This is a genomic window from Vibrio sp. 10N.222.55.C7, from assembly GCF_041473335.1.
Lineage (GTDB): Bacteria > Pseudomonadota > Gammaproteobacteria > Enterobacterales > Vibrionaceae > Vibrio > Vibrio crassostreae_C.
Map to the genome: position 1 here is coordinate 1 of NZ_JBFRSC010000073.1, position 21199 is coordinate 21199.

Annotated in this window: 17 protein-coding genes, 1 tRNA gene and 1 pseudogene; 10 read left to right on the forward strand and 9 right to left on the reverse strand. The window is 43.7% G+C overall.

The window, feature by feature from the left end:
* Positions 1–281 precede the first annotated feature (281 nt).
* A complete protein-coding gene (locus AB4482_RS22275) occupies positions 282–1679 on the forward strand; it encodes an FUSC family protein (RefSeq protein WP_017060532.1) in 1398 nt (465 codons plus the stop codon).
* A gap of 46 nt (positions 1680–1725) precedes the next feature.
* On the forward strand, positions 1726–2259 hold the full coding sequence (locus AB4482_RS22280; protein WP_240698162.1) for an isochorismatase family cysteine hydrolase: 534 nt from the start codon (positions 1726–1728) through the stop codon (positions 2257–2259).
* Between the two features lie 125 nt (positions 2260–2384).
* Here AB4482_RS22280 and gltX read toward each other — a convergent pair whose 3' ends face one another.
* Positions 2385–3812 carry a glutamate--tRNA ligase gene (gene gltX / locus AB4482_RS22285; RefSeq protein ID WP_017069020.1) on the reverse strand — a complete coding sequence of 476 codons (1428 nt, stop codon included), beginning with the start codon at positions 3810–3812 and terminating at the stop codon, positions 2385–2387.
* Positions 3813–4112: 300 nt separating this feature from the next.
* Here gltX and AB4482_RS22290 point away from each other — a divergent pair, with 300 nt between their 5' ends.
* Entirely contained in the window at positions 4113–6917 is a 2805-nt protein-coding gene (locus AB4482_RS22290; RefSeq protein WP_372131390.1) for a copper-translocating P-type ATPase, read from the forward strand.
* A complete protein-coding gene (locus tag AB4482_RS22295; RefSeq protein WP_004736129.1) occupies positions 6907–7347 on the forward strand; it encodes a DUF411 domain-containing protein in 441 nt (146 codons plus the stop codon). The genes AB4482_RS22290 and AB4482_RS22295 overlap by 11 nt, the downstream gene beginning before the upstream one ends.
* A gap of 277 nt (positions 7348–7624) precedes the next feature.
* On the opposite strand, the gene AB4482_RS22300 is transcribed toward AB4482_RS22295, so the two are convergent.
* On the reverse strand, positions 7625–8317 hold the full coding sequence (locus AB4482_RS22300; RefSeq protein ID WP_004736127.1) for an oligogalacturonate-specific porin KdgM family protein: 693 nt from the start codon (positions 8315–8317) through the stop codon (positions 7625–7627).
* 533 nt (positions 8318–8850) lie between these two features.
* Positions 8851–11502: a beta-N-acetylhexosaminidase gene (locus AB4482_RS22305; RefSeq protein WP_372181724.1), complete on the reverse strand. Its 2652-nt coding sequence runs from the start codon at positions 11500–11502 to the stop codon at positions 8851–8853.
* A gap of 404 nt (positions 11503–11906) precedes the next feature.
* Between AB4482_RS22305 and AB4482_RS22310 the strand changes: the two genes are divergently transcribed.
* Both AB4482_RS22310 and AB4482_RS22315 read left to right on the forward strand, forming a co-directional pair.
* Positions 11907–12794 (forward strand): TraB/GumN family protein, encoded by an 888-nt coding sequence (locus AB4482_RS22310; protein ID WP_372181725.1) that lies wholly within the window; start codon positions 11907–11909, stop codon positions 12792–12794.
* 123 nt (positions 12795–12917) lie between these two features.
* A complete protein-coding gene (locus AB4482_RS22315; RefSeq protein ID WP_372181727.1) occupies positions 12918–13340 on the forward strand; it encodes a hypothetical protein in 423 nt (140 codons plus the stop codon).
* Between the two features lie 84 nt (positions 13341–13424).
* On the opposite strand, the gene AB4482_RS22320 is transcribed toward AB4482_RS22315, so the two are convergent.
* The 3 genes and pseudogenes from AB4482_RS22320 to AB4482_RS22330 form a co-directional block, all read right to left on the reverse strand.
* Positions 13425–14261 (reverse strand): CsgG/HfaB family protein, encoded by an 837-nt coding sequence (locus AB4482_RS22320; RefSeq protein WP_371720987.1) that lies wholly within the window; start codon positions 14259–14261, stop codon positions 13425–13427.
* 16 nt (positions 14262–14277) lie between these two features.
* Positions 14278–14688, reverse strand: a complete 411-nt coding sequence (locus AB4482_RS22325) for a curli assembly protein CsgF (protein WP_017064154.1) — start codon at positions 14686–14688, stop codon at positions 14278–14280.
* A gap of 10 nt (positions 14689–14698) precedes the next feature.
* Positions 14699–15106: pseudogene (locus tag AB4482_RS22330) on the reverse strand (curli production assembly/transport protein CsgE); the annotation flags it as partial.
* Between AB4482_RS22330 and AB4482_RS22335 the strand changes: the two are divergent.
* Positions 14991–15584: a LuxR C-terminal-related transcriptional regulator gene (locus tag AB4482_RS22335; RefSeq protein ID WP_372181732.1), complete on the forward strand. Its 594-nt coding sequence runs from the start codon at positions 14991–14993 to the stop codon at positions 15582–15584. The pseudogene AB4482_RS22330 and the gene AB4482_RS22335 overlap by 116 nt on opposite strands.
* A gap of 345 nt (positions 15585–15929) precedes the next feature.
* Here AB4482_RS22335 and AB4482_RS22340 read toward each other — a convergent pair.
* Positions 15930–16006, reverse strand: a tRNA-Pro gene (locus tag AB4482_RS22340).
* A 255-nt stretch (positions 16007–16261) separates the two neighbouring features.
* Between AB4482_RS22340 and AB4482_RS22345 the strand changes: the two genes are divergently transcribed.
* The 3 genes from AB4482_RS22345 (at position 16262) to rluF (ending at position 18464) form a co-directional block, all read left to right on the forward strand.
* Positions 16262–16402 carry a DUF3149 domain-containing protein gene (locus tag AB4482_RS22345; RefSeq protein ID WP_017062321.1) on the forward strand — a complete coding sequence of 47 codons (141 nt, stop codon included), beginning with the start codon at positions 16262–16264 and terminating at the stop codon, positions 16400–16402.
* Between the two features lie 170 nt (positions 16403–16572).
* A complete protein-coding gene (gene smrA, locus AB4482_RS22350; protein ID WP_285952995.1) occupies positions 16573–17154 on the forward strand; it encodes a DNA endonuclease SmrA in 582 nt (193 codons plus the stop codon).
* Between the two features lie 176 nt (positions 17155–17330).
* Positions 17331–18464, forward strand: coding sequence for a 23S rRNA pseudouridine(2604) synthase RluF (gene rluF, locus AB4482_RS22355; RefSeq protein WP_372181729.1), 1134 nt, complete (start codon positions 17331–17333; stop codon positions 18462–18464).
* Positions 18465–18542: 78 nt separating this feature from the next.
* Here rluF and ybaK read toward each other — a convergent pair whose 3' ends face one another.
* Positions 18543–19028 carry a Cys-tRNA(Pro) deacylase gene (gene ybaK, locus AB4482_RS22360; RefSeq protein WP_146492349.1) on the reverse strand — a complete coding sequence of 162 codons (486 nt, stop codon included), beginning with the start codon at positions 19026–19028 and terminating at the stop codon, positions 18543–18545.
* Between the two features lie 118 nt (positions 19029–19146).
* A complete protein-coding gene (gene ushA, locus AB4482_RS22365; protein WP_048659781.1) occupies positions 19147–20808 on the reverse strand; it encodes a bifunctional UDP-sugar hydrolase/5'-nucleotidase UshA in 1662 nt (553 codons plus the stop codon).
* Between the last annotated feature and the right edge of the window lie 391 nt (positions 20809–21199).

A 21199-nucleotide genomic window follows, 5' to 3' on the forward strand; every position in this document is an offset into this window, starting at 1 on the left:
AAGCCGCGATGAACCTAAAATAATCGGAACAACTAGCCAGCTTAGAAGAACGATAAACCTGATGTTCTATCGCTATTAACTATTAGAAGATCTATCGATCATTATCAGCATCGAACAATATCGTATAAGTAGAGTGACTGATCGCCCCCCTCCCCCTGAATGTTAAACGATGCAATAGAGTTGCTATATTTGATGGATCAAGGCCTTCAAACTAGAGTTTAGGCTGACCAAAAGATCAGGCAATATCCTCGTATTCGATCCCTCTGCCGCTAAACCCCACTATGCTACTCATTATAAAGTCACTGAGCACTCCAGCCAAGAATGCCATAAAGGTTGCCCTAGCATTTTGTTTAGCTATCTACCTTGCGTTGTATTTTAACCTTGAGAAGCCTTACTGGGCGGCTATCGTGGTCAATATATTGGCCATCACTGATACTATTACTGCTGGCAAGAAAAAAGGCATTCTCAGATTGTTGGGGACGCTTTGTGGCGCGTTTGTCGGGCTTTGGTTAATCGCTGTTTTTGGGCAAGATCGATATTATTTTTTAGCAAACATCGCACTGTTACTCGCAATTTGTATATACATGGGTTCCGATCCGGTCATCGGCTATGCTTACATTACGGCATTTATTGTCTGCATCCTGCTGGCGATATCTGGCAGCTTTGATGGTGTAGCTACATTTAATATTGCGGTACTAAGGCTGCAAGAAACCCTGCTTGGCTTCGTGGTCTATACGACCATCTATAGCGTGGTTTGGCCTGAGGATGATGACACACGCTTTAACAACGAAGTCAGTGTTGTTTTAGAGGCGATGTCTCCCCTCATTCATTCACTCGCTTACAATGACTCAGCGCAGCGTTTCCAGTTACACACGAGCTGCGAGTTAAATATTGAAAGCCCGACCTTCAAAGCGCTGAACGATCTGATGCGCCTGCCCGATTTGCATGGCCGTATGCCTGCCAGAAAGCAGTGGAAGCATCAACAGCAAACTCAAGCAATCTGGGTTGCCAAACAGTTACTGCAAAACGCCCATGATCAAGGGGTTGATCACAATGATTTTTCGATACTTAACCAGGCTATGGCTTTTATTGAAGCATCATCGGTTAATGTCGATTACAAGCCCCCTTTTCCAGAGACAGTCAAACAATTCTACCAGGGTAACTTTAAGAAAAAGCGCTTATTTGCCCGATTACTTGACAACAGCCAGCAACGATTAAGCAATACGTTAGTCGGCACAATGAGCTTCATCTCAGCAATTCTAGTCTGGATATATCTACCAATATCATCGGGAAGTCTGTTCATCATTAACAGTGCCATTTGCGCCTTGATATTAAGCAACATGCCTAGGCAAATGATAAAGCACTGGACCATTGGCTACTTAGCCTTTGGGTCACTGTTCCTCATTCAGTATGTTCTGCTGTTACCTTCGATGACCGAAGTATGGCAATTAATGGCATTTTACTTTGTTAATGTCTTTACGGTGTATCGCCTGTTCGCTGGTAATCAGTGGATGGTCTATCGAGTTCTCGGGGGCAACCTATTAGTAATGATTACCATGAGCGCAACGCAACTTGTGCCTGTTTATGACGTCACTACCCCTTTGAACCTACTCATTTATATGATGGTTGCACTGGCTTTCATCCGCTTTTACACCCGCTTAATACACCGTAAAAGTTAACCACTATAACCTCACACAAAGACCACTAAGGCATAAAGTAATGAAAATGAGTAAATGCTCTGCGCTTGTCGTTATCGACCTGCAACAAGGTATCGTTGATCAATTACCGGAAACCGTGTCCCGACCGATCATAGAGAACAGCCTTGCTCTCTGCGATGCATTTGATGATGCTGATTTACCCGTAATTATTGTTAATGTAGCCGGTCGTCCACAAGGCCGAACGGAACTGCAAAATAAAGCGGCTCAGCCTGACGCATCAAAGATCGTATGGGGAGAGGTCATCGAAAGCCTGCGCCTAAACCCTAATTATCGCTATCTAACCAAATATTCCTGGGGTGCATTTACCAACACAGATTTGCAGAAGCAGCTTTGTGAGCAAGGTATTACGGATATTTATCTGACCGGGGTAGCAACAAGTATTGGGGTCGAATCAACGGCTAGACAAGCATTTGAACTGGGTTATAACGTGGTGATTGTCGAAGATGCGATTGCAGATATGAACCCGATGAACCACCAGCACAGCTGCCAAAATATATTCCCAAAACTCAGTGTTTTAGCAAAAGCTCAAGACTTGCTATAACTGTCTCGTCCTAAAATACGTTGACCGTATTTTCATTAAACAATAAAAAGCCGACAGCGAATTAAGCTGTCGGCTGATGATCGTTCTATCTCAAGTACATTCTATCTCAAACAAGAGAAATAGGATTAAGCGTTAGCTTCACGCTCAGCAATGAACTCAAGAGCCATCTTGATGCGAGCGATTACGCGCTCTTTACCAACAAGCTCCATCACTGCATCAACAGAAGGAGACTGACCGCCGCCTGTTACTGCTACGCGAAGTGGCATACCGATTTTACCCATGCCGATCTCTAGCTCTTCACATACAGCTGCAATTACACCATCTTTGATGTTTGCAGTAGTGAAATCTTCAAGTGCTTCAACCTTAGCAAGAGCAAGCTCTAGTGGGCCTTTAGCAACACCACGTAGGTGCTTCTTCGCTGCACCAGCTTCAAACTCAGAGAAATCTTCGTAGAAGTAACGAGATTGCTCAGCAAGTTCGATAAGCGTGTTACAACGCTCGCCAACTAGCTTGATCACTTCAGTGATAGCTGGACCGTTTGTTGTATCGATCTTCTGTGCGTCTAGGTGCCATTGCAGGTATTTTGCAACGTACTCAGGCTCAGATGTCTTGATGTAGTGGTTGTTCAACCAAAGTAGCTTATCAGTGTTGAATGCAGAAGCAGACTTGCTGATAGCGTTCAGGCTGAAGAATTCAATCATCTCTTCTTGAGAGAAGATCTCTTGGTCACCGTGAGACCAGCCTAAACGAACTAGATAGTTGTTTAATGCATTTGGTAGGTAACCTTCATCGCGGTATTGCATTACAGAAACAGCACCGTGACGCTTAGAAAGTTTCGCACCGTCATCACCAAGAATCATTGCACAGTGAGCGAACGTTGGAACTGGCGCGCCTAGTGCTTCATAGATGTTGATTTGACGAGGTGTGTTGTTGATGTGGTCTTCACCACGAACAACGTGTGTGATACCCATGTCCCAGTCATCCACTACTACTACGAAGTTGTAAGTTGGTGCACCGTCTGTACGACGAATGATCAGGTCATCAAGTTGGCTGTTTGCGATTTCAATGCGACCACGGATTTGGTCATCAAATACTACGCTGCCTTCTTTAGGGTTACGGAAACGGATAACGCACGCATCACCCTCTTTTGCTGCTTCGTTTGCTGCAACAATTTTAGGGTGGTTAGCATCGTAGCGAGCCATTTCTTTGTTTTCTTCTTGCTCTGCACGAATTTCATCAAGCAGCTCTTTAGACGCGTAGCATTTGAATGCTTTGTCTTCAGCAAGTAGCTTATCAACCATTTCGTTGTAACGGTCAAAACGCTTAGATTGGTAGTAAGGACCTTCATCCCATTCCATACCCATCCATTGCATGCCTTCTAGAATTGCATCAACCGCTTCTTGAGAGTTACGCTCAAGGTCCGTGTCTTCGATACGTAGAACGAATTCACCACCTTGGTTCTTAGCGAATAGCCAAGAGTAAAGTGCAGTACGTGCACCACCAACGTGAAGATAGCCAGTTGGGCTAGGAGCAAAACGAGTTTTAACCGTCATTTAAATACCTTGATTATGTAGGTGATTCTTTTAGTGCTCGCCATTACAAGGCCTGCAATAGTCAAACATCACTAAATTTTGGGCGCTATTTTATCACCACCGCTTAAATCTACAATCAGTAGTGAATGATTAATGCGCTGTTGTTGTACGAAAGCCGTTATTGAAAGGCCAATTACGCCCTTAAAGTCGTAAATAGATAGTCTTAGCAAGTAGATTATAGCCGCACATTCTTAATTTCCCTCTTCCATTCCAAACTGAAACCACCAGCTAGCACTCCACCAAGATCAAATTCTTGAATTTATGTTTGACCTTACCCTTACGGGAAGGTTTATGTTAGGCGTAGATGAGAATTGGAGTATCGATATGAACTACTACACAACGGCGCTCAACGGCCTAAATTGCATGGGTTGCGCGAAGAAAGTTCGCACACTGTTTAGCGATCTCGACAGCACGATGATTAATGACATATCGCCGACCTACATCGATATTTCGACTCCATTTAGTTACATTCAGCTCAACGAACAGTTAGCAACGCTTGGCTATTCTATGGGTAATCAGCTGCACCTTTCGCTATCCGGTCTGAGTTGCGGCAAGTGTGTGAGCAAACTGACTAAAGCGCTTGAACAAACTGAGCAAGCCTTAAACCTAGAAGTCAGCAAACAGGAATTATCACTGGTTACTCTGCTTTCTGAGTCTGAGGTGATTAAGCTGGTCGAAAGCCTGGGTTACCACGCAGCTCCCTACTCAGAAACGAATGACCTTTCATCGAGTTCAGATTTAGAAGACGAACAAGCAGATAAAAAGAGTGAAGATAAAACCGCAGCTAGCCAATATACCTATCACCTTGTTCTTGAGGGGATGACTTGTGCGAGTTGCGTCTCTTCGGTAGAGAAAGCACTGAAAAAGAATGAGTTTGTCGACCAAGCTCAGATCAACCTTGCCGAACAAACTGCCTTGGTTTTCACCTCTCAAACAAGAGACATCATTGAAAACGCTCTAATAGAATCGGTGAAAGCTGCTGGTTATGGCGCTGAGTTTGTCGACGATGCAGCGACTCAACAGCAAAAACAACAAGAACAGCAACTTCGTACTCAACAAGCCTTCCTTAGAAACTCAGTAAGCGCGTTGGTAATCGGTGCGCCGCTGATGGCATGGGGTGTGTTCGGTGGCAGCATGACCATTGCCACATTTAACGATCAACTGGCTTGGGGCTTGGTTGGTGTCGTTTGTTTGATACTGCTTGCTACCTCAGGTCGTAGCTTCTTCACCAATGCTTGGCAGTCTCTCATGCATAAGCGCGCGACCATGGATACCTTAGTCGCTCTAGGTACAGGCGCAGCATGGTTCTATTCAATGTTGGTTGTGCTCATTCCATCGTGGTTCCCTGAAGCTTCTCGTCATGTCTATTTTGAAGCAAGTGCGATGATTGTTGGCCTTATTTCTTTAGGTCACTACATTGAAGCCAAAGCCAAAGCACGCACCACTAAGTCTTTACAGGCGCTGATAAACTTACAGCCTCAAAAAGCCGTGGTTATCGTCGATGGTAAAGAGCAAACCATCGCCGTAGAAGCTATCCAAGTGGGTATGCAGATACGTGTCAAACCGGGTGAGAAAGTACCGGTTGATGGAGTTGTGGTATCAGGTGAGTCTTACATCGATGAATCCATGCTAACTGGTGAGCCGCTTCCCAACGTAAAATCAGTTAATGATGGCGTTTCTGCAGGTACCATTAATGGTGACGGCAGCTTAATTATTGAAGCGACAGGAATTGGCTCAAGCACTATGTTGGCTCGCATTATCCAGATGGTTCGCCAAGCACAAAGCAGTAAACCTGCAATTGCCAAGCTTGCCGACTCTATCTCTGCTGTTTTCGTTCCTGTTGTAGTCGCGATCGCTGCCATTGCCGCCTTAGTTTGGTTTTTTGTTGGCCCACAACCAAGTGCAAGCTACATGCTTGTCGTATCGACGACCGTGCTGATCATCGCTTGCCCATGTGCATTAGGTCTCGCGACCCCACTCTCTATTACTGTTGGCGTAGGTAAAGCGGCTGAGTTTGGCGTTCTTATTAAAGATGCGGATGTATTGCAGTCTGCTAGCAAAATCGATGCTGTTGTGTTTGATAAAACAGGTACGTTGACCCAAGGCAAACCAACCGTTCAACAGGCCTTTTACGCTAATCTAACGGAGCAATTTTTACTGGCTTATGCTTATTCAGTAGAAGTAGGATCTGAGCACCCACTCGCCAAAGCCGTTTGCCAATATGCAGAGAGCCAACAGGTTTCAATACTCCCACACAGCGAATTTGAAAACCAACGAGGGCTTGGCGTACAAGCAACAATTAACGGCAAGAACGTGCAAGTTGGCTCGCTTAAGTACCTAACCCAATTAGGTATCAATACAGAGGTTGGCGCGGATTTCATCGAGCTTTGCCGCTCGCAAGCGTGGACGCCTATTTTCATTGTGATTGACCAAAAACTCGAAGGTATATTAGGCATTTCAGACGCGTTAAAAATAGATAGCAAACAGGCGATAGCTCAACTAAAGTCCGCCGGAATTCACACTCTGCTATTAACGGGCGACAACGACTCTGTGGCTCAAGCAATAGGTAAAGACGTCGGTATCGACGAGGTTATCTCGGAAGTGCTTCCAGAGCAGAAAGCTCAACATATTGTTCAGCTGCAACAGCAATATAAGAGTGTTGCCATGGTCGGAGACGGTATTAACGACGCGCCTGCACTTGCTCAAGCAGATATAGGCATAGCAATGGGTAGCGGCAGCGATGTGGCGATTGAAAGTGCACAAATGACACTACTCAACTCATCGCCATTATCAGTAAGCAATGCGATCGAGTTGTCCCAAGCGACCGTAAGAAATATGAAGCAAAACCTGTTTGGTGCCTTCATCTATAACTCGCTTGGTATTCCTATCGCAGCCGGTGTGCTCTACCCATTTTTCGGATTTCTGCTTAGCCCTGTCGTTGCAGGCGCTGCGATGGCGATGTCGTCAATCACGGTAGTAAGCAATGCCAACAGATTAAGACTGTTTAAACCCACATATTCTAATATCAACAAAAACCATATTCATGAGGTTAACCATGATTCGTAAAATTATGACTCTTACAGCACTCGCTGCAATTTCAGGACAAGCTCTCGCGACTGATGTTCTAAACCATAAGTCTCCATACTGTGGCTGCTGCACAGAATGGACAGAACATATGCGAGATGCTGGGTTCGATGTTACAGAGAAGCTCCACGATGATATGAATCCAATAAAGCAGAAGTTAGGGGTAACGCAAAAACTAGCCTCTTGCCACACGGCAGAGATCGACGGTTACGTATTTGAAGGGCACATTCCAGCAGAGGACGTGAAAGCCTTTTTAGAAAATCCACCACGTAATGCGATTGGCTTAGCGGTTCCAGGCATGCCAATGGGCTCTCCGGGCATGGAATATGGCGATAAGAAAGACGAGTATTCTGTGTATGCGTTTAATGAAGAAGGTCAGGTGTTTGAGTACCGTCATTACAACGGAAAATAAAGCTTAACTAGACCAACGCCAAGCAATTAAAAGAAGTCATAAAAATAGAGCCTAGCATGAGTAAACCCAAGACTGTGGTTTACTTGCTAGGCTCTTTGCTTTTGGACAGTAAAGCAAATCTTGTCGCGGTACCAACCGGGCTGTTAGTGCCGCTATATTTCTCCTCGCTAATTGGCTAAGAAGCTATTTAACAAAAAGCTATTTAACAAAAAAACTAATTAGCGAAGAAGCTCACTCGGCTAATAATCTAATAGACTAAGCAGCCAAGTGAATCGGCTTAGAAGCCGTAAGAAGCACCGAATACGAATGCGTTGTTCTGCTTAGAATCGCCGTTTGCGAAATCTACGCCGTTAGCTTGGCTACGGAACTCAAAGTAAGGTTGAACACCTTGACGAGTCCATGTAGCACGTAACTCATGGTCCATCGCTTCAGCATCAATCATGTATACGTTGTTGTAGCTAAGTGCTAGGTCAGCATTCACTGTGTAACCAATACGGTTATCCATGCGGTAGTCTGTGTCAGCATTAGCCGAAGTATCATCGATGTGTGCACGAGTACGGTTGCTAATAGAGATACCGTTATCGAAGTTGTAACCGATCTTAACTAATGGACGGAACTGAATGCTCTCACCTGCAGAGAATAGGTGTTGGTAACCCGCAGCAACCCATAATTTGTCAGTAATGTTGAAAGATTGCTCACCACCGACAGTGATGCCTGGAGTAGTATTACCTGCACCGCCATTTTCAGATTCAAGTTTGCCCAGTTGGATACCATCAAACTCAGAATAAACCGTGAAGCCGCCTAGAGAGTTGTCAAACGTGTGACCAGCTTCTAGCGTAGAAGTCATGTCAGAACCGTGGATACGGCCATCGTCATGAATTTGGATGTTACCCGTTACGTAAGAAGAACCAGCAAAAGCACTAGAAGCGAAAGCAAGAGAAAGAGCACTTAGAGCGATAATTTTTTTCATAGTAAACTGCCTTAGTTTAATTTTTTCAGCGGCACATCTTCGGTACATCATTCACCTTCACCGCTTGAGTAGTTGGTAGCCTCCCTGGCATGAAATCTATGTTGCTCGAATTAATTCGCGTTTAAAAATAAAAGGGACAGCAGAGTGATCCCTCTCACTATCAAAAAAAGACAAGTTATTTAAAACTTTAAAATCAACAACTTAAAAACATAAAAATTGATAAAAAACTTAAGATGGAAAAATATACAGATCGGGATCACGTTATTTCACGAAGAAAAATTAGATCTAGATAGTTGAATCACATCTGATTTAGAGTTTTTTACAGGGGGCTTATTTTTTGAAGAGAATAATGAGAAGCGCGTCACTTTTGGGATTAAAGTCACCTTATGTGCATTGTTGATGATATGACCAAAGGCGATTTCTATATGTTTCAGTTTTGGATATGCACCTAATTCGCAGTAAACAAAAAGAGCTCCCGTTTTATCTTGAATAAGATAAAGGTCAGGAGCTCTTCTACTAATAGTGCTTATCGATTATTTAACTGAGGTCACTCGACTTACTTTCTCACCACTTTCTGAAATAGAGCGGATGTAAGTCTCACCAGAAACTGATGGACGTTGTTGCTCATCGTATGTTAGCCAGTTTTCGCCATCAGCAGAGTATTGCAGCTCTACACCTGGGAATTGAACGTTCATCGCTAGCTTACCGTCAACAACCTTCGCACCTGGAACTGGTAGTCGGTAATCAATACCCGCTTTTTCTAGCTTAGCTAGCTCACGTTGACCAAGAATATTCGCGAAGCGATTAAAGTCGCTGTTCAACGCTTGCTTATTCACTAAGTTAGTTTCTTGAGAGTATTCAACACCAACCTTGTAGTCGTTTTCCCAATCTGCTCGGTGCCATGCGCGCTCTGCTGCTGCCAATACGCGAGGGAACACCATGTATTCATATTGCTCGTCAGTACGTACTGTTTCTGACCAAAGTTGAGCTGACAGACCGTAGAAAGGTTTCGCTTCAACCTCACCTTTACCAGTAAAACCATTGCCATCACGGTCTAATGATGTTTCTGCGTTTTGTGGCATGTTTTCTGGTGCGAAGCCAAACATCTTACGAGTATCGGTTGCACGTGTTGCCCAGTAGTAACCACGCTCAGCTGCATCAACTTCGTATGGCATATCCATGTATACGTAGTCTGGGTTAGAGACAATCACGTCATACCCTTTTGCTGACCAATCGTATACTGATGAAGTTCCGCCCCAGTAAAGAACGTCCCAGAAGTTCACGCGTGTACTTTCGGTCGCAAATGCTTCCTCGCCTTCGCTGTATTTCAGACCATCTTGCCATGCTTGGAAGTGGGGAATACCCTTCTCAGCAACAATCTTAGAAACCTGTTCTGCGAAGTGGCTTGGTAGATGACCGAAATCGCTTACAGTACCATCAGCGATCAATGACTGACATTGTGGTGATTGTTGGAACGGCTTATCTTGCTTAGACAAATCGATGTTGCCTTTCCAAGCCACTTTATCTTCTGCATTAATATCTTGTAAGCCTGCGCCTAACTTGATGTTTTTCGCTTCATCGCCGCCGAAGTGCCAAGTCGTTAGCGGTACGCCCGCTTCTTGGTGCATTGCCGCCACTTCAGAGATTACTTTATCGACGAAGTGAGTTGATGACTCCATACATGGGTTAATGAAGCTTTGCTTATCGTAGAACTGAACCGTGGTTACATTCGATGTATCTTGCGGATCCATCAAGCGGTATTCGTTCGCTTCTGCTTCTTTGCCTTCCGCCATGAGACGAGTGTAACGCGCTTCCATTGATACCACAGCTGAACGAGCGTGTGCTGGCATATCAATTTCAGGGATAACTTCGATGCTGCGCGCTTTAGCGTAGCTTAGGATCTCGACGTAATCCGCTTTACTAAAGAAACCAGAGCCAAAGTTGTCTGTTGTTGGACCAGAACCTAGCTGAGGCAGTAAGCAGCTTTGTTCATCCAAATCAAAACAACGATTAGACCCTACATCCGTTAGCTCTGGTAAACCTGGAATTTCTAAACGCCAACCTTCATCATCCGTTAGGTGAAGGTGCAGTTTATTCATCTTGTATGCCGCCATTTGATCTAGCGTTGCTAGGATGGCATCTTTTGAGTGGAAGTTTCGAGCAACGTCCACCATCACACCACGATAATCAAAGCGCGGCGCATCTTTAATTGACAGTTGTGGTAATGATTCAGCGTTCTGACTATCTATTAGGCCAAAAATAGACTGAACTGCGTAGAAAGCACCCGTTTTATCAAACGCTTTAATTGCAATCCCCTCTTCCGAGATGCTTAGTTCATAAGCGCCAGATTTCGCTAAATCACCCGTAAACTGAGTAGGAACAACAGCGACACTCACAGGTAGGTCGCCACTCACATCTACGTTTACCACATCTGCACGTTCTTCAATTGCTGCGAATTGCTCAGCGTCGAATGCGTCTTTAGGTAGGGCAATACCACCAGCAATGCTAACTGAACCTTCACCGGCTTCTACCGACATTGGCGTTGGTAGTAAAGTAGTTGATACGTCTTGCGTTGCTAGAGCAGCATTCTTTTCAAAACGCGTCACCGCTGTCGCCATTACGTTATTATCATCAGGCGTACGCTTAAGGTTATTACCCTCTAGACCAGTTACGAACGATGCAACATCTTCTGTATTCAATGATGCAATCATCTTAGGTTCTGCGTTTGGCGCCGTCACGAATGCACCTGGCATAAAGTCAGTTTCAAACAGTTGCCAGTATTCACTCGTTAACGGAAGAACCACTTCTTCACCAGCCGCAAAGCCGTCAAATTTTTCAGTAGGTTCTAGCTTGTGAAGGTCACCAGTAACGCGAGTGATCTTAAATTGCTCATTATCAACATCTAAAATAAGACGAATACTGTGGAAGTAGATGCTCCAATCTTTAGAGTCAATCGCTTCACCGTCATTGGTTAGCGTCATGTTCACTTTATTACATGACGCCCATTCAGCACCTAGGTCCTGACAAGCCAAGCCTTCATTCGCACCATGATTAGTTAGAATTTCGTACTGAACATCAAGATTATCAGCCAGTGCATTCACTACTTTTTGTTCTGGTGCTTGCGTTACTGCACAACCTGTTAGGCCAGCCAATACCGCTACAGATAGTAAGTTTCTCTTCAACATCGTATTCACCCATAAATTAAAAATTGAGTAAGAAGCAAAATGGAGCGCTTCGAAAGTTAGATAAACTATATGGGCTTATTTTTTACCGTGAATTAAATCGAGCTAATAAAGTGATCGGCTTCAAATCTCAAAAATATTGATAAATTTAATTTAAATAAAATCATCAAGTTACAAGCAACGGCACTTCCGTCATTTTAATTTTGACGTAAAATTTGAGAAATGAATCACAATCTTTTTTACCGATTTCATAAAATCGTGTCATTGGTAGTCAGAAAGGATTTAGAGTTTCAGCGTATTGTTATACTTTTCGTACAAACAACGTGACATTGTTCTCAAAAAAAACCGTTAAAAAACACCGTCAAAATCGATTTTAACGAGTTTAATACTTCCTTAAGGAGCTCCCTTTGCGTCCACTCTGGTACATGGTTTTATTCGTTCTCGCTTTTTCAGCTAGGCAAGCGGTCGCCGAGCCCCTTTATTGGCAAGCACAAAAGGATGATCTGACACTCACTATCTTAGGTTCAGTGCACGTTGGAGACGAGAGTATGTACCCCCTTCCTTCGGCGATCACCGACGCGCTAAAAAACAGTGATGGCTTAATTATCGAAACGGATATCAGAAAGTCTGATGGCGTTGTATATCCCCGCAACAAACTCACGACTGCCGATGTACTCAATACAGAACAGCTGCAATTATTAACCGACATATCAAAATCATTGGGCATGCCAACGCAACAACTGCTCAGCTCACCGCCTTGGGCAACTTCTCTCTCCATACAAATGCAGCAGTTAAAAAACCTTAGTTATGGCTCCGCCAGCGGCGTTGATGCGACGCTAGCGAACAAAGCGACTACCCAAGATGTTCCGGTTATCAGTTTGGAGCCTCTGCAATTCCAAATAGACCTGATGACAAAACAAAAGGACGACGGTAAAGAGTGGTTAGTCAGTAGCCTTGAAGAATTTGACCAAACTGATCGCGTGGTTCATTGCCTCATTGAAAGCTGGAAAGCAGGCGATGAGTCCAAACTTGAGGATTTTGCGGAATTATCTGAAATGCCAACCGATCTTGAAAAAGCATTCCTAACGGATCGCAACGTAGACTGGGCAAACAAACTGTCTGCCAATGACTGGAAACTCGATACGAAAGGACACTACTTGTTAGTCGTCGGTACTTTACACCTGATAGGAGAAGGCAACCTGTTAGAACTGTTAGAAAAGAAAGGCTTTACAGTTAATCAACAATCACAGAGCAAACAAGCACAGTGTCAGTTTGAGGTTAACGAAGACAGCTAGTTGGTTAATTAGGGCATGACCTTTTCATTATAAAAGCATTTCCTTAATAACAGAATTTTTACATTTAGACCGACTATAGTGGTGCTATTATCTTCCGCTCTTTTTATAAATGGTGTTGTTCTAATGAAACCAGTACTTTTCGCTTTTCCCCTAGCCTTTGCCGTCCTTATGCCTACAGTAGTGTCTGCCAAAGAAACTTGTACGGTAGAACAATTTCAAGCTATCGACATTCAGCCAGATACAAAGGGTGGCGTGATAGATAAAGAAAGTGGGCAATTTCTCATAACAGAGAAGCCGCCAATGCGATGTGCGACGATAACATTCACAACATCGACAACACGAAACCGTATCGCAAGCCAAATGAACAACAATTTTGAAGCAAACTTTTACGACAACCAAACGGGAAGTTCTCACTCGGTGACGTTTGATGAAGATGAAGTAAAGGCAGGTTACATTCGAATAGGCCCGAATAAGCCAGCGGAAGCGTATGTTTGTTTTGTTACCTCGGAAACACCGATAAAAGATATTACGTGTGATGTGAATTGATCATTGAGTTGCTTGAAGAAAAAAACAGGGCTAAGGGAAAGGTCCGTTTTCCGCATAGCCCTATTTTGCTGCTTACTCGGTAGCTTAAAGTATGTCTGTACTCGCTTCGGAATAACGTGCGATAATCGGATTTTCTAATGCATTCGGATCGCCCGGCGACCACATTCCACGCTTCATTCCTTTCACAATCAAATGAATCACCGCGGCATCAATAGCAGACATCACAGCAATATTGACCGGTTCATTTTGGCTATAGCCCATTTCAACTTCCAACAGTTCTTTGTAATCAACAAATCGAAATGCGCCGAACCCAATCTCGTGTGAAGAGATAGTTTTAGTGGTGGTGACACTCAATAGAACTTGCCCGGTTCTAACGTCAACCGCTCTTAAATTCACAGTGACTTGATCCGTTCTATATTGCCCGGAACCACCAATACCTAGATACTTGGCGCCAGCTCCTCCGGTAACAATATTCGAGTCATAAGCCACAATCCCGCCTTCGATGACGATGTTAGCGGAACTCAAAGACGACAAGTCTGCCCCATGATTATTTACGACCTTATCTTTTTTCTGAGCCGCTCGAATAATCTTACGTTCAGTCAATAAGTTTTGGAGCCCTTCACGCTCCAGAGGTACAAACCACTGAGAGTCGATAAGTGCTGTCGTCAATAAAGACGTCCCACCCTGTGGCACTGCTGTGGAAAAGTTACTGTTTGGCTGAGGCTTGTATTGGCCTGTTTGATCTCTAAAGTCATAAACTGAGACCAATATTTTCCCGCGAGGCTGAGGTAATGAGATAAGATCGGTATAAGTCGATCCTCTCGGCATCAGTTTTGGCGTTTCAGAAGTCTCTGGAATTTGCATAGAGTAAGTGCACCCTCCCAACACAAAGGTCAAGAGGACGATAATGATCGATTTCATAACACAATCCTTGTGATTAGAGGTCTGGGTTTAGTCCCGAAACACTGATTTCTGTTGATTCCCCTGTCGCTTTATCGACGATTTGAACGAGTAAGGTCCCGGAGTCGTCAACAATATTGAGGAAAAAGTCATCTGTTTCTAACTGCCCTGTATTTCCGTTACCTACATCAGCAAGCAACTGGCTTATCAAACGAGACTCTAAACTAGACGCTAAACGATCTAAGGCTGATTCTTGCTCATCAAAGATATCCCTTGCACTTGGGTCTTCATAATCATTGATAGCATTAGCGTGATTAAAAAGGTGAGAACTGTTTAAAGCGTTTCCGCCAAAACTTGGATTTACGGGCGTATAAACTAATTCGCTTGAGTAAACCGAAGGCGAAACTATCAGCGCAATGAGCGCGGCCTTTCTGAAAAATATCGACATCCTTGGCTCCTTAAAATTCATCATGGTCTAGATCGTAAGTGTCCTGAAAGAGTCTCTCTGCTTGCCATCTGATAATGTAATTCCCTACAACTCGAGTGGCATCGGCAGCTCGTTCTTTCGCTTGTCTACGACCAGGGGACAACGCCGTACGGAAGATCGGTTTTCTAGAGTGTTGAACCTCTATGATGCTTCCAGATAAAGCCGTTGGCCTCTCTTTTACCGTCAAATTTTCCTTAAGGTTGGGATAACTCTCGTTGAGCGATTGCGAGAAGAAGAAGTAGAAGTCATCGCCTAAGCGCGTAATTGTTCTATCCACTATGATCCCGTCAACTTCGCTAAAGTCGTTAAACTTTTCCTTCAGGTTATTTGTCGAATCCTCAAGTTTTGTTCCATTTTCTAAGGGAGCACCGTTTTCAAGACAATACACTGAAAAGTACCAAGAGCTTAGAGATGACGTGGCAAGCGACGTCCATGAAGTATTGCTCAATACCCCACATGATTTCCCTCATTCAGAGATGCTGAAGTGGCAATTTTTGGTCGGTATTTTTTATGCATCAGATACACTTGAGAAGCTAGTTACCGGATTTAACTGCATCTTACAGGGTGAAATGTGGATGAGTAGAAAGCTCATTTACCAATACATTAGCTTCTACAGAGAAAGGCAGTGCGCGAAAACCAGCCCTTATTACCTCAAGCTCACCAAACGCGAACAGCAGATCATAAAACTACTCGGTGATGGCGCGTCTAACACGCAAATTGCGGATACACTTTATGTCAGTGAGAATACCGTTAAGGCGCACCTTCATAATACGTTTAAAAAGATTAAGGTGAAGAATCGCCTACAAGCTTTGATCTGGGTGAAGAACAATATTGCAACCAATGAGTTCGTCCAGTAGCCAAGATTTGGTGCTATCACGATAAGAAAACGATAACATTTCGAATATGGAAAGACATGCTAAAGCGGTATTCGATGAAACTAGCATTTCAGCCTTGCTCCCTTGTAAAAACTACAAATACGAAAAAGGCCAATAGCTTATTTTGAACATCAGGCGAACCCTACCTAGGTTCTAATCTCATTTCTCATGTCCTGAAACGACGAAAGCCTGCTTAAGGAGCAGGCTTTCTAAATGTGGTCGGTGAGAGGGATTCGATTGGACTGGCATTCCAGCCCCATCCTCATGTTCTAAACCAGATTAAAATGCAAAAAAGCCGTAGCATTTCTGCTACGGCTTTTTCTAATGTGGTCGGTGAAGAGGGATTCGAACCCCCGACCCTCTGGTCCCAAACCAGATGCGCTACCAAGCTGCGCTATTCACCGAGATATCTAACTGGCTCATTGCCTGTCGATGGAGCGTATAATACGGGTTCTGAATTTATCCGCAAGGGCTTTTTCTCATATTTATTGCGATTTTGAATCGTTCGAACAAAAGACATACAACAACGAGCATGATGTGACGAAAAACACACAGTTACCAACAAGTATTTAACTTATGAAACAGGATTGATCCAGATCAGTGAATTGATAATGCTTGTTAATACACTAAGCCATGTCATATAACTTTGAGGTATACACATGGACTTTTGGCTAGATCTCCTATTTGGTAATGCGGTGGGACTATCTTCAATGATAGTAATCTTCGGGGCTCTGGGTCTCATGATGTTTTATGGAGGCTTCTTCATATACAAAGTTATGACTGAAAAATCTCCTCACTAGAATCGCTCTGCCTAAATCATTTACTTTTAAGTATTCTTTTACTTTATAAGTAAATGTCAAAACGCTTTGCACCGGAGCAGACTTATTGTCTTCTCCGGTTTTTTCATTTTTAAACCTAACCTCAACTTAGGTATACTTACCCTATCCTTCTCCAACTTGAGATACACACTATGTCTCATGATGACGACTTAGATCTATTCCAAGAAATGATGGGCGACGTTAAACGTATCGACCATGACACCGCCGAACACCAGAAAGTACACCGAGTCACAGAATCTCACCTTGCCAAGCGTGAAGCTGCTATGTGGCTATCTGATGACGAGAAAGACTACTTATCATTAGACTACTCACCAATGATAAGGCCAGACGATGTTATTGCTTATAAAAAAGACGGTGTACAAGAAGGCGTATACAAAAAGCTGCGCCTAGGCAAATACCCGATTCAAGCCAAGCTAGACCTTCATAGGAAAACACTGAAAGACGCACGTAACGAAGTGCTTTCATTTTTGCGTCAGTGTTTAAGAATGGATGTTCGTACCGTCATCATTGTTCATGGTAAGGGCGAACGTTCGAGTCCACCAGCAATGATGAAAAGCTACGTTGCAAATTGGCTAACGCAAATCAACGATGTTCAATGCGTTCATTCTGCTCAGCAATTTCATGGTGGTACTGGCGCAGTCTATGTCATGCTCAGAAAGAGTAATGAGAAAAAACTAGAGAACAGAGAGCGCCATCAAAAGCGCACCAGTTGATAGGTTGAGCTAGATAAATAGGCGAATAACGATTTTGCATCAAGACCGATATTTCGTGCCTAGACTCACACCAAGTGCTAAAATTGCCTCAGTTAACGAATTCCAACTCAAAGCAACTACCCAAAAGTTGCTTTTTGTTTATCTATATTTCCGTTGTGAAACGCTAAGAGAATATCATGTCACAAGAATCCCAAGCCAAACGCCTTAATAAATACATCAGTGAAACTGGTTTTTGTTCACGTCGTGAAGCAGACAAATTGATCGATGCAGGCCGAGTTACTATTAATGGCAAGATCCCTGAGATGGGAACGAAAGTATTACCAGGTGATGATGTTGAGATCGACAACAAGCCAGTACGTTCAAAAGAAAAGCCTATCTATATTGCTCTCAATAAACCGACCGGCATTACCTGTACGACTGAGCGTGATATTCCTGGCAACATCGTCGACTTTATCGGCCACCACAAGCGAATTTTCCCAATTGGTCGTCTAGATAAGCCTTCTGATGGACTTATCTTCCTGACCAATGATGGCGACATCGTAAACAAGATTCTTCGTGCGGGTAACAACCACGAGAAAGAGTACGTGGTTCGTGTCGACAAGCCGATTACGACTGAGTTCTTGAAGCAAATGGGCGCTGGCGTTCATATTCTCGATACTGTGACCTTGCCATGTAAGGTCGAGAAAGAAACCAAGTTCTCGTTCCGAATCACATTAACGCAAGGCCTTAACCGCCAAATTCGCCGTATGTGTGAAGCATTGGGTTACGAAGTATTTAAACTGCGCCGTGTTCGTATTATGAACATCTCACTAGATGGTATTCCTAACGGAAAATGGCGCTACCTGAGCGACGAAGAGATCACTGAAATATTAGCGATGTGTGAAGGCTCAGTAAGTACAGAAGATGCGTCAAAAATGAACGCCAAAGGTCAGCGTATTCGTAAAGCGACTGACGCAAAACTTTTTGACAGCCGTGAAGAAAACCAAACCTCAACAGCGCGCCGTAATCAAAACGAGAACCGATCTCGCACTTACCGTGGTAACAATGCGGATGAATTCCGTCATGCGCCTAACTCAAAGCGTGGCCGCAATTCATCGAACGGTGAAAGCGGTGGTAATACCGAGAATTGGAAGTCGAACTCTCGTTCAGAGCGTTCTAATTCAGATAGAAACCGTTCGGATCGCAATCGTACAGATCGCGACAATAACGATCGTAGAAGCGGAAAACCGGCAAACCGTAACCAAGATTCAAACAGACCAAATAAACCAGCTCAGAAACGTGTTAGTGGCACTTTAGGTCTGAAAAAGTAGAATGACTCCTTATACAGAAACGCCCACTAATGAGTGGGCGTTTTTGTTTATTGTTCGGTACGTCATGGCTTTTAACGACTAACCATCAACTTGCAAGCACAAATCAGTAAACTGAGCTCGAGTCAGTTGAGCTAAGTCTTTAGGGGCAAGTTCAATTTCTAAACCTCGCTTTCCCGCACTCACACATATTGTTTCAAATTCTGTCGCACTAGAATGAACAAAAGTCGGCAGCGCTTTTTTCTGACCAAGCGGGCTGATGCCACCAACAACATAACCCGTGGTTTTCTGAGCAATATCTGGATCAGCCATCTCTGCTTTTTTTCCTTCCGCCGCTTTTGCTGCCAGCTTTAGATTGAGCTTCTGGTCGACAGGAATAACGGCAACCGCCAAATCTTTCGCCACACCATTCAAGCAGAACAACAGCGTTTTGAATACACGTTTGGGATCTTGACCAAGCGCTTCAACGGCTTCTAATCCATAGTTCGTATTATTCGCATCATGATGATACTGATGCACACTATGAGCGATTTTCTTTTTCTTGGCGAGATTGATTGCAGGGGTCATAACAAATCCAAACGGTAGATAAACAAAAAACGACGCCGAGGCGTCGCTTTAGTTAAATTTATCATGGTGCTAGAGTCAATCTAATTTAGCACCTATTGATACAATTGCTTGGATTCAATTACTTGTAAACCATTTGGCCAGAAGGCGCGTACTTATTCACGTCAACCGGGCTATTCGCTTCTAGGTACTCTTTCAGTACTTCAGCGTCAACAAAGCCAGTGTTTACGTAACCAGGGTGGTCAGACAGTTTAGGGTAACCATCACCACCAGCTGCGTTGAAGCTTGGCACCGTGAAGCGGTATGTTTCATCTAAACGAAGCTGTTTACCACCGATGAATACGTTCGATACTTCACCGTTTGCCACTGTCATTGAGATACCAGCAAACTGTGCGTAAGCACCAGAATCGATTGGTTTAGTCGCCACTACATTTAGGTAATCTAGAACTTCTTTACCCGTCATGTCTGTGTAAGTCAGGATGTTTGCAAAAGGTTGTACTGTTAGTACGTCTTTGTAAGTCACATCACCGGCTTCAATTGAATCACGTACACCACCAGAGTTCATCACAGCGAAGTCTGCTTTTGCACGCTCCATGTGAGACGTTGCAATCAAACGACCTAGGTTAGTCTGTTGGAAACGAACAACGTTACGGTCGCCTTCAAGCTTGCCATTAGTTTCAGCAATTTGAACTTCTAGCTGTGCTTGACCTTGCTCTTGGAAAGGACGTAGGAATTCAAGTAACTCTGGGTCTTGTGCGATTTCATCTTGAATAAGAACACGTTGCTTCTTACCGTCAATCTTAACTTTCTTCTTAAGGTTAACTGGAATCAGATCGTAGCTCACCATCTCTAGTTCGCCGTTACGGAATTCGTAATCAGCACGGCCTACGTACTTGCCCCACTCATGAGCTTGAACGATGTAAGTACCGTTCTGTACGTCAGGCTTACACTCATCACCCGGCTTGAAGTTTTTCTTCGCTACGTTAGGGCCTTCCATACATACAGGCTCTTGAGAGTGACCACCAACGATCATGTCTAGATCGCCTTCGTTTAGGTAACGAGCGAGTGCAACATCACCCGGAGCGTTAACACCACGTTGGCCATTTTCGTAGTGACCCATGTGAGTCACAGCAAAGATTAGATCCGGTTTTTCTGTTTCTTTAAGTTCAGCGATTAGCTTCTTCGCTTCTTCTTTAGGGTCACGGAAATCGATGCCTGCGATAAATTCAGGGTTACCAATCTTTTGGGTATCTTCAGTTGTTAAACCAATAACCGCAATCTTGATGCCTTGCTTTTCAAACATTTCGTACGCTTGGAATTTACGTTCGCCTGTCGCTTTATCGTAGATGTTTGCAGATAACATTGGGAAGTTAGCCCAGTCGATCTGCTTTTGTAGTACGTCTAAAGAGTTATCAAACTCGTGGTTACCCAATGCCATTGCATCGTAACCAATTTTGTTCATACCTTTAAAATCAGGTTCTGCGTCCTGAAGGTCTGACTCTGGAACACCCGTGTTGATGTCACCGCCAGATAGAAGCAACACGCTACCGCCTTCTGCTTCAACTTCTGAACGAAGTTGGTCAACTAGCGTTTTACGTGCAGACATGCCGTATTCGCCATATTTATTCTGCCAGAAACGACCATGGTTATCGTTTGTGTGAAGAATCGTTAGCTTGTAAGTTTCGTCTTGGTTCCAATCATGAGCTGATTGAGACGCACACCCAGCTAGAGTAGCTAGAATTGCAGCACTTAGTGCTGTCTTTAGAATAAGGCGTTGCTTCATTGTCATACCTTTGAACTTTTTAGGGAATCCACTGCTTTTTATAATCTATTGCGACCCCTTTCCTGGAGTTCGAACAATAAGACTTCAACATGACTAATCTTAAATTAACATTCTAGATGTAACACGACGATTTCATATTTATGTCGAATTGGTCACGCATAGGTCAACAGTTAAGTGTAACAAAATTATGAGATTACACTCAAACTTCCCCTGCATCACAAGCAATCGTTTACTTACAAAGTGTGATGAATATCAGTAATTTACTGCAAACAGGACTGACCTCACACTCATATAAGAGTTTCTTAGGTAATAACCCGCCACGTTAACAACTCTTTAAATGAACGGTTTATGTTCGGCTGCTTTTACGAGATTAAAAAAAGGTTCATCGCGG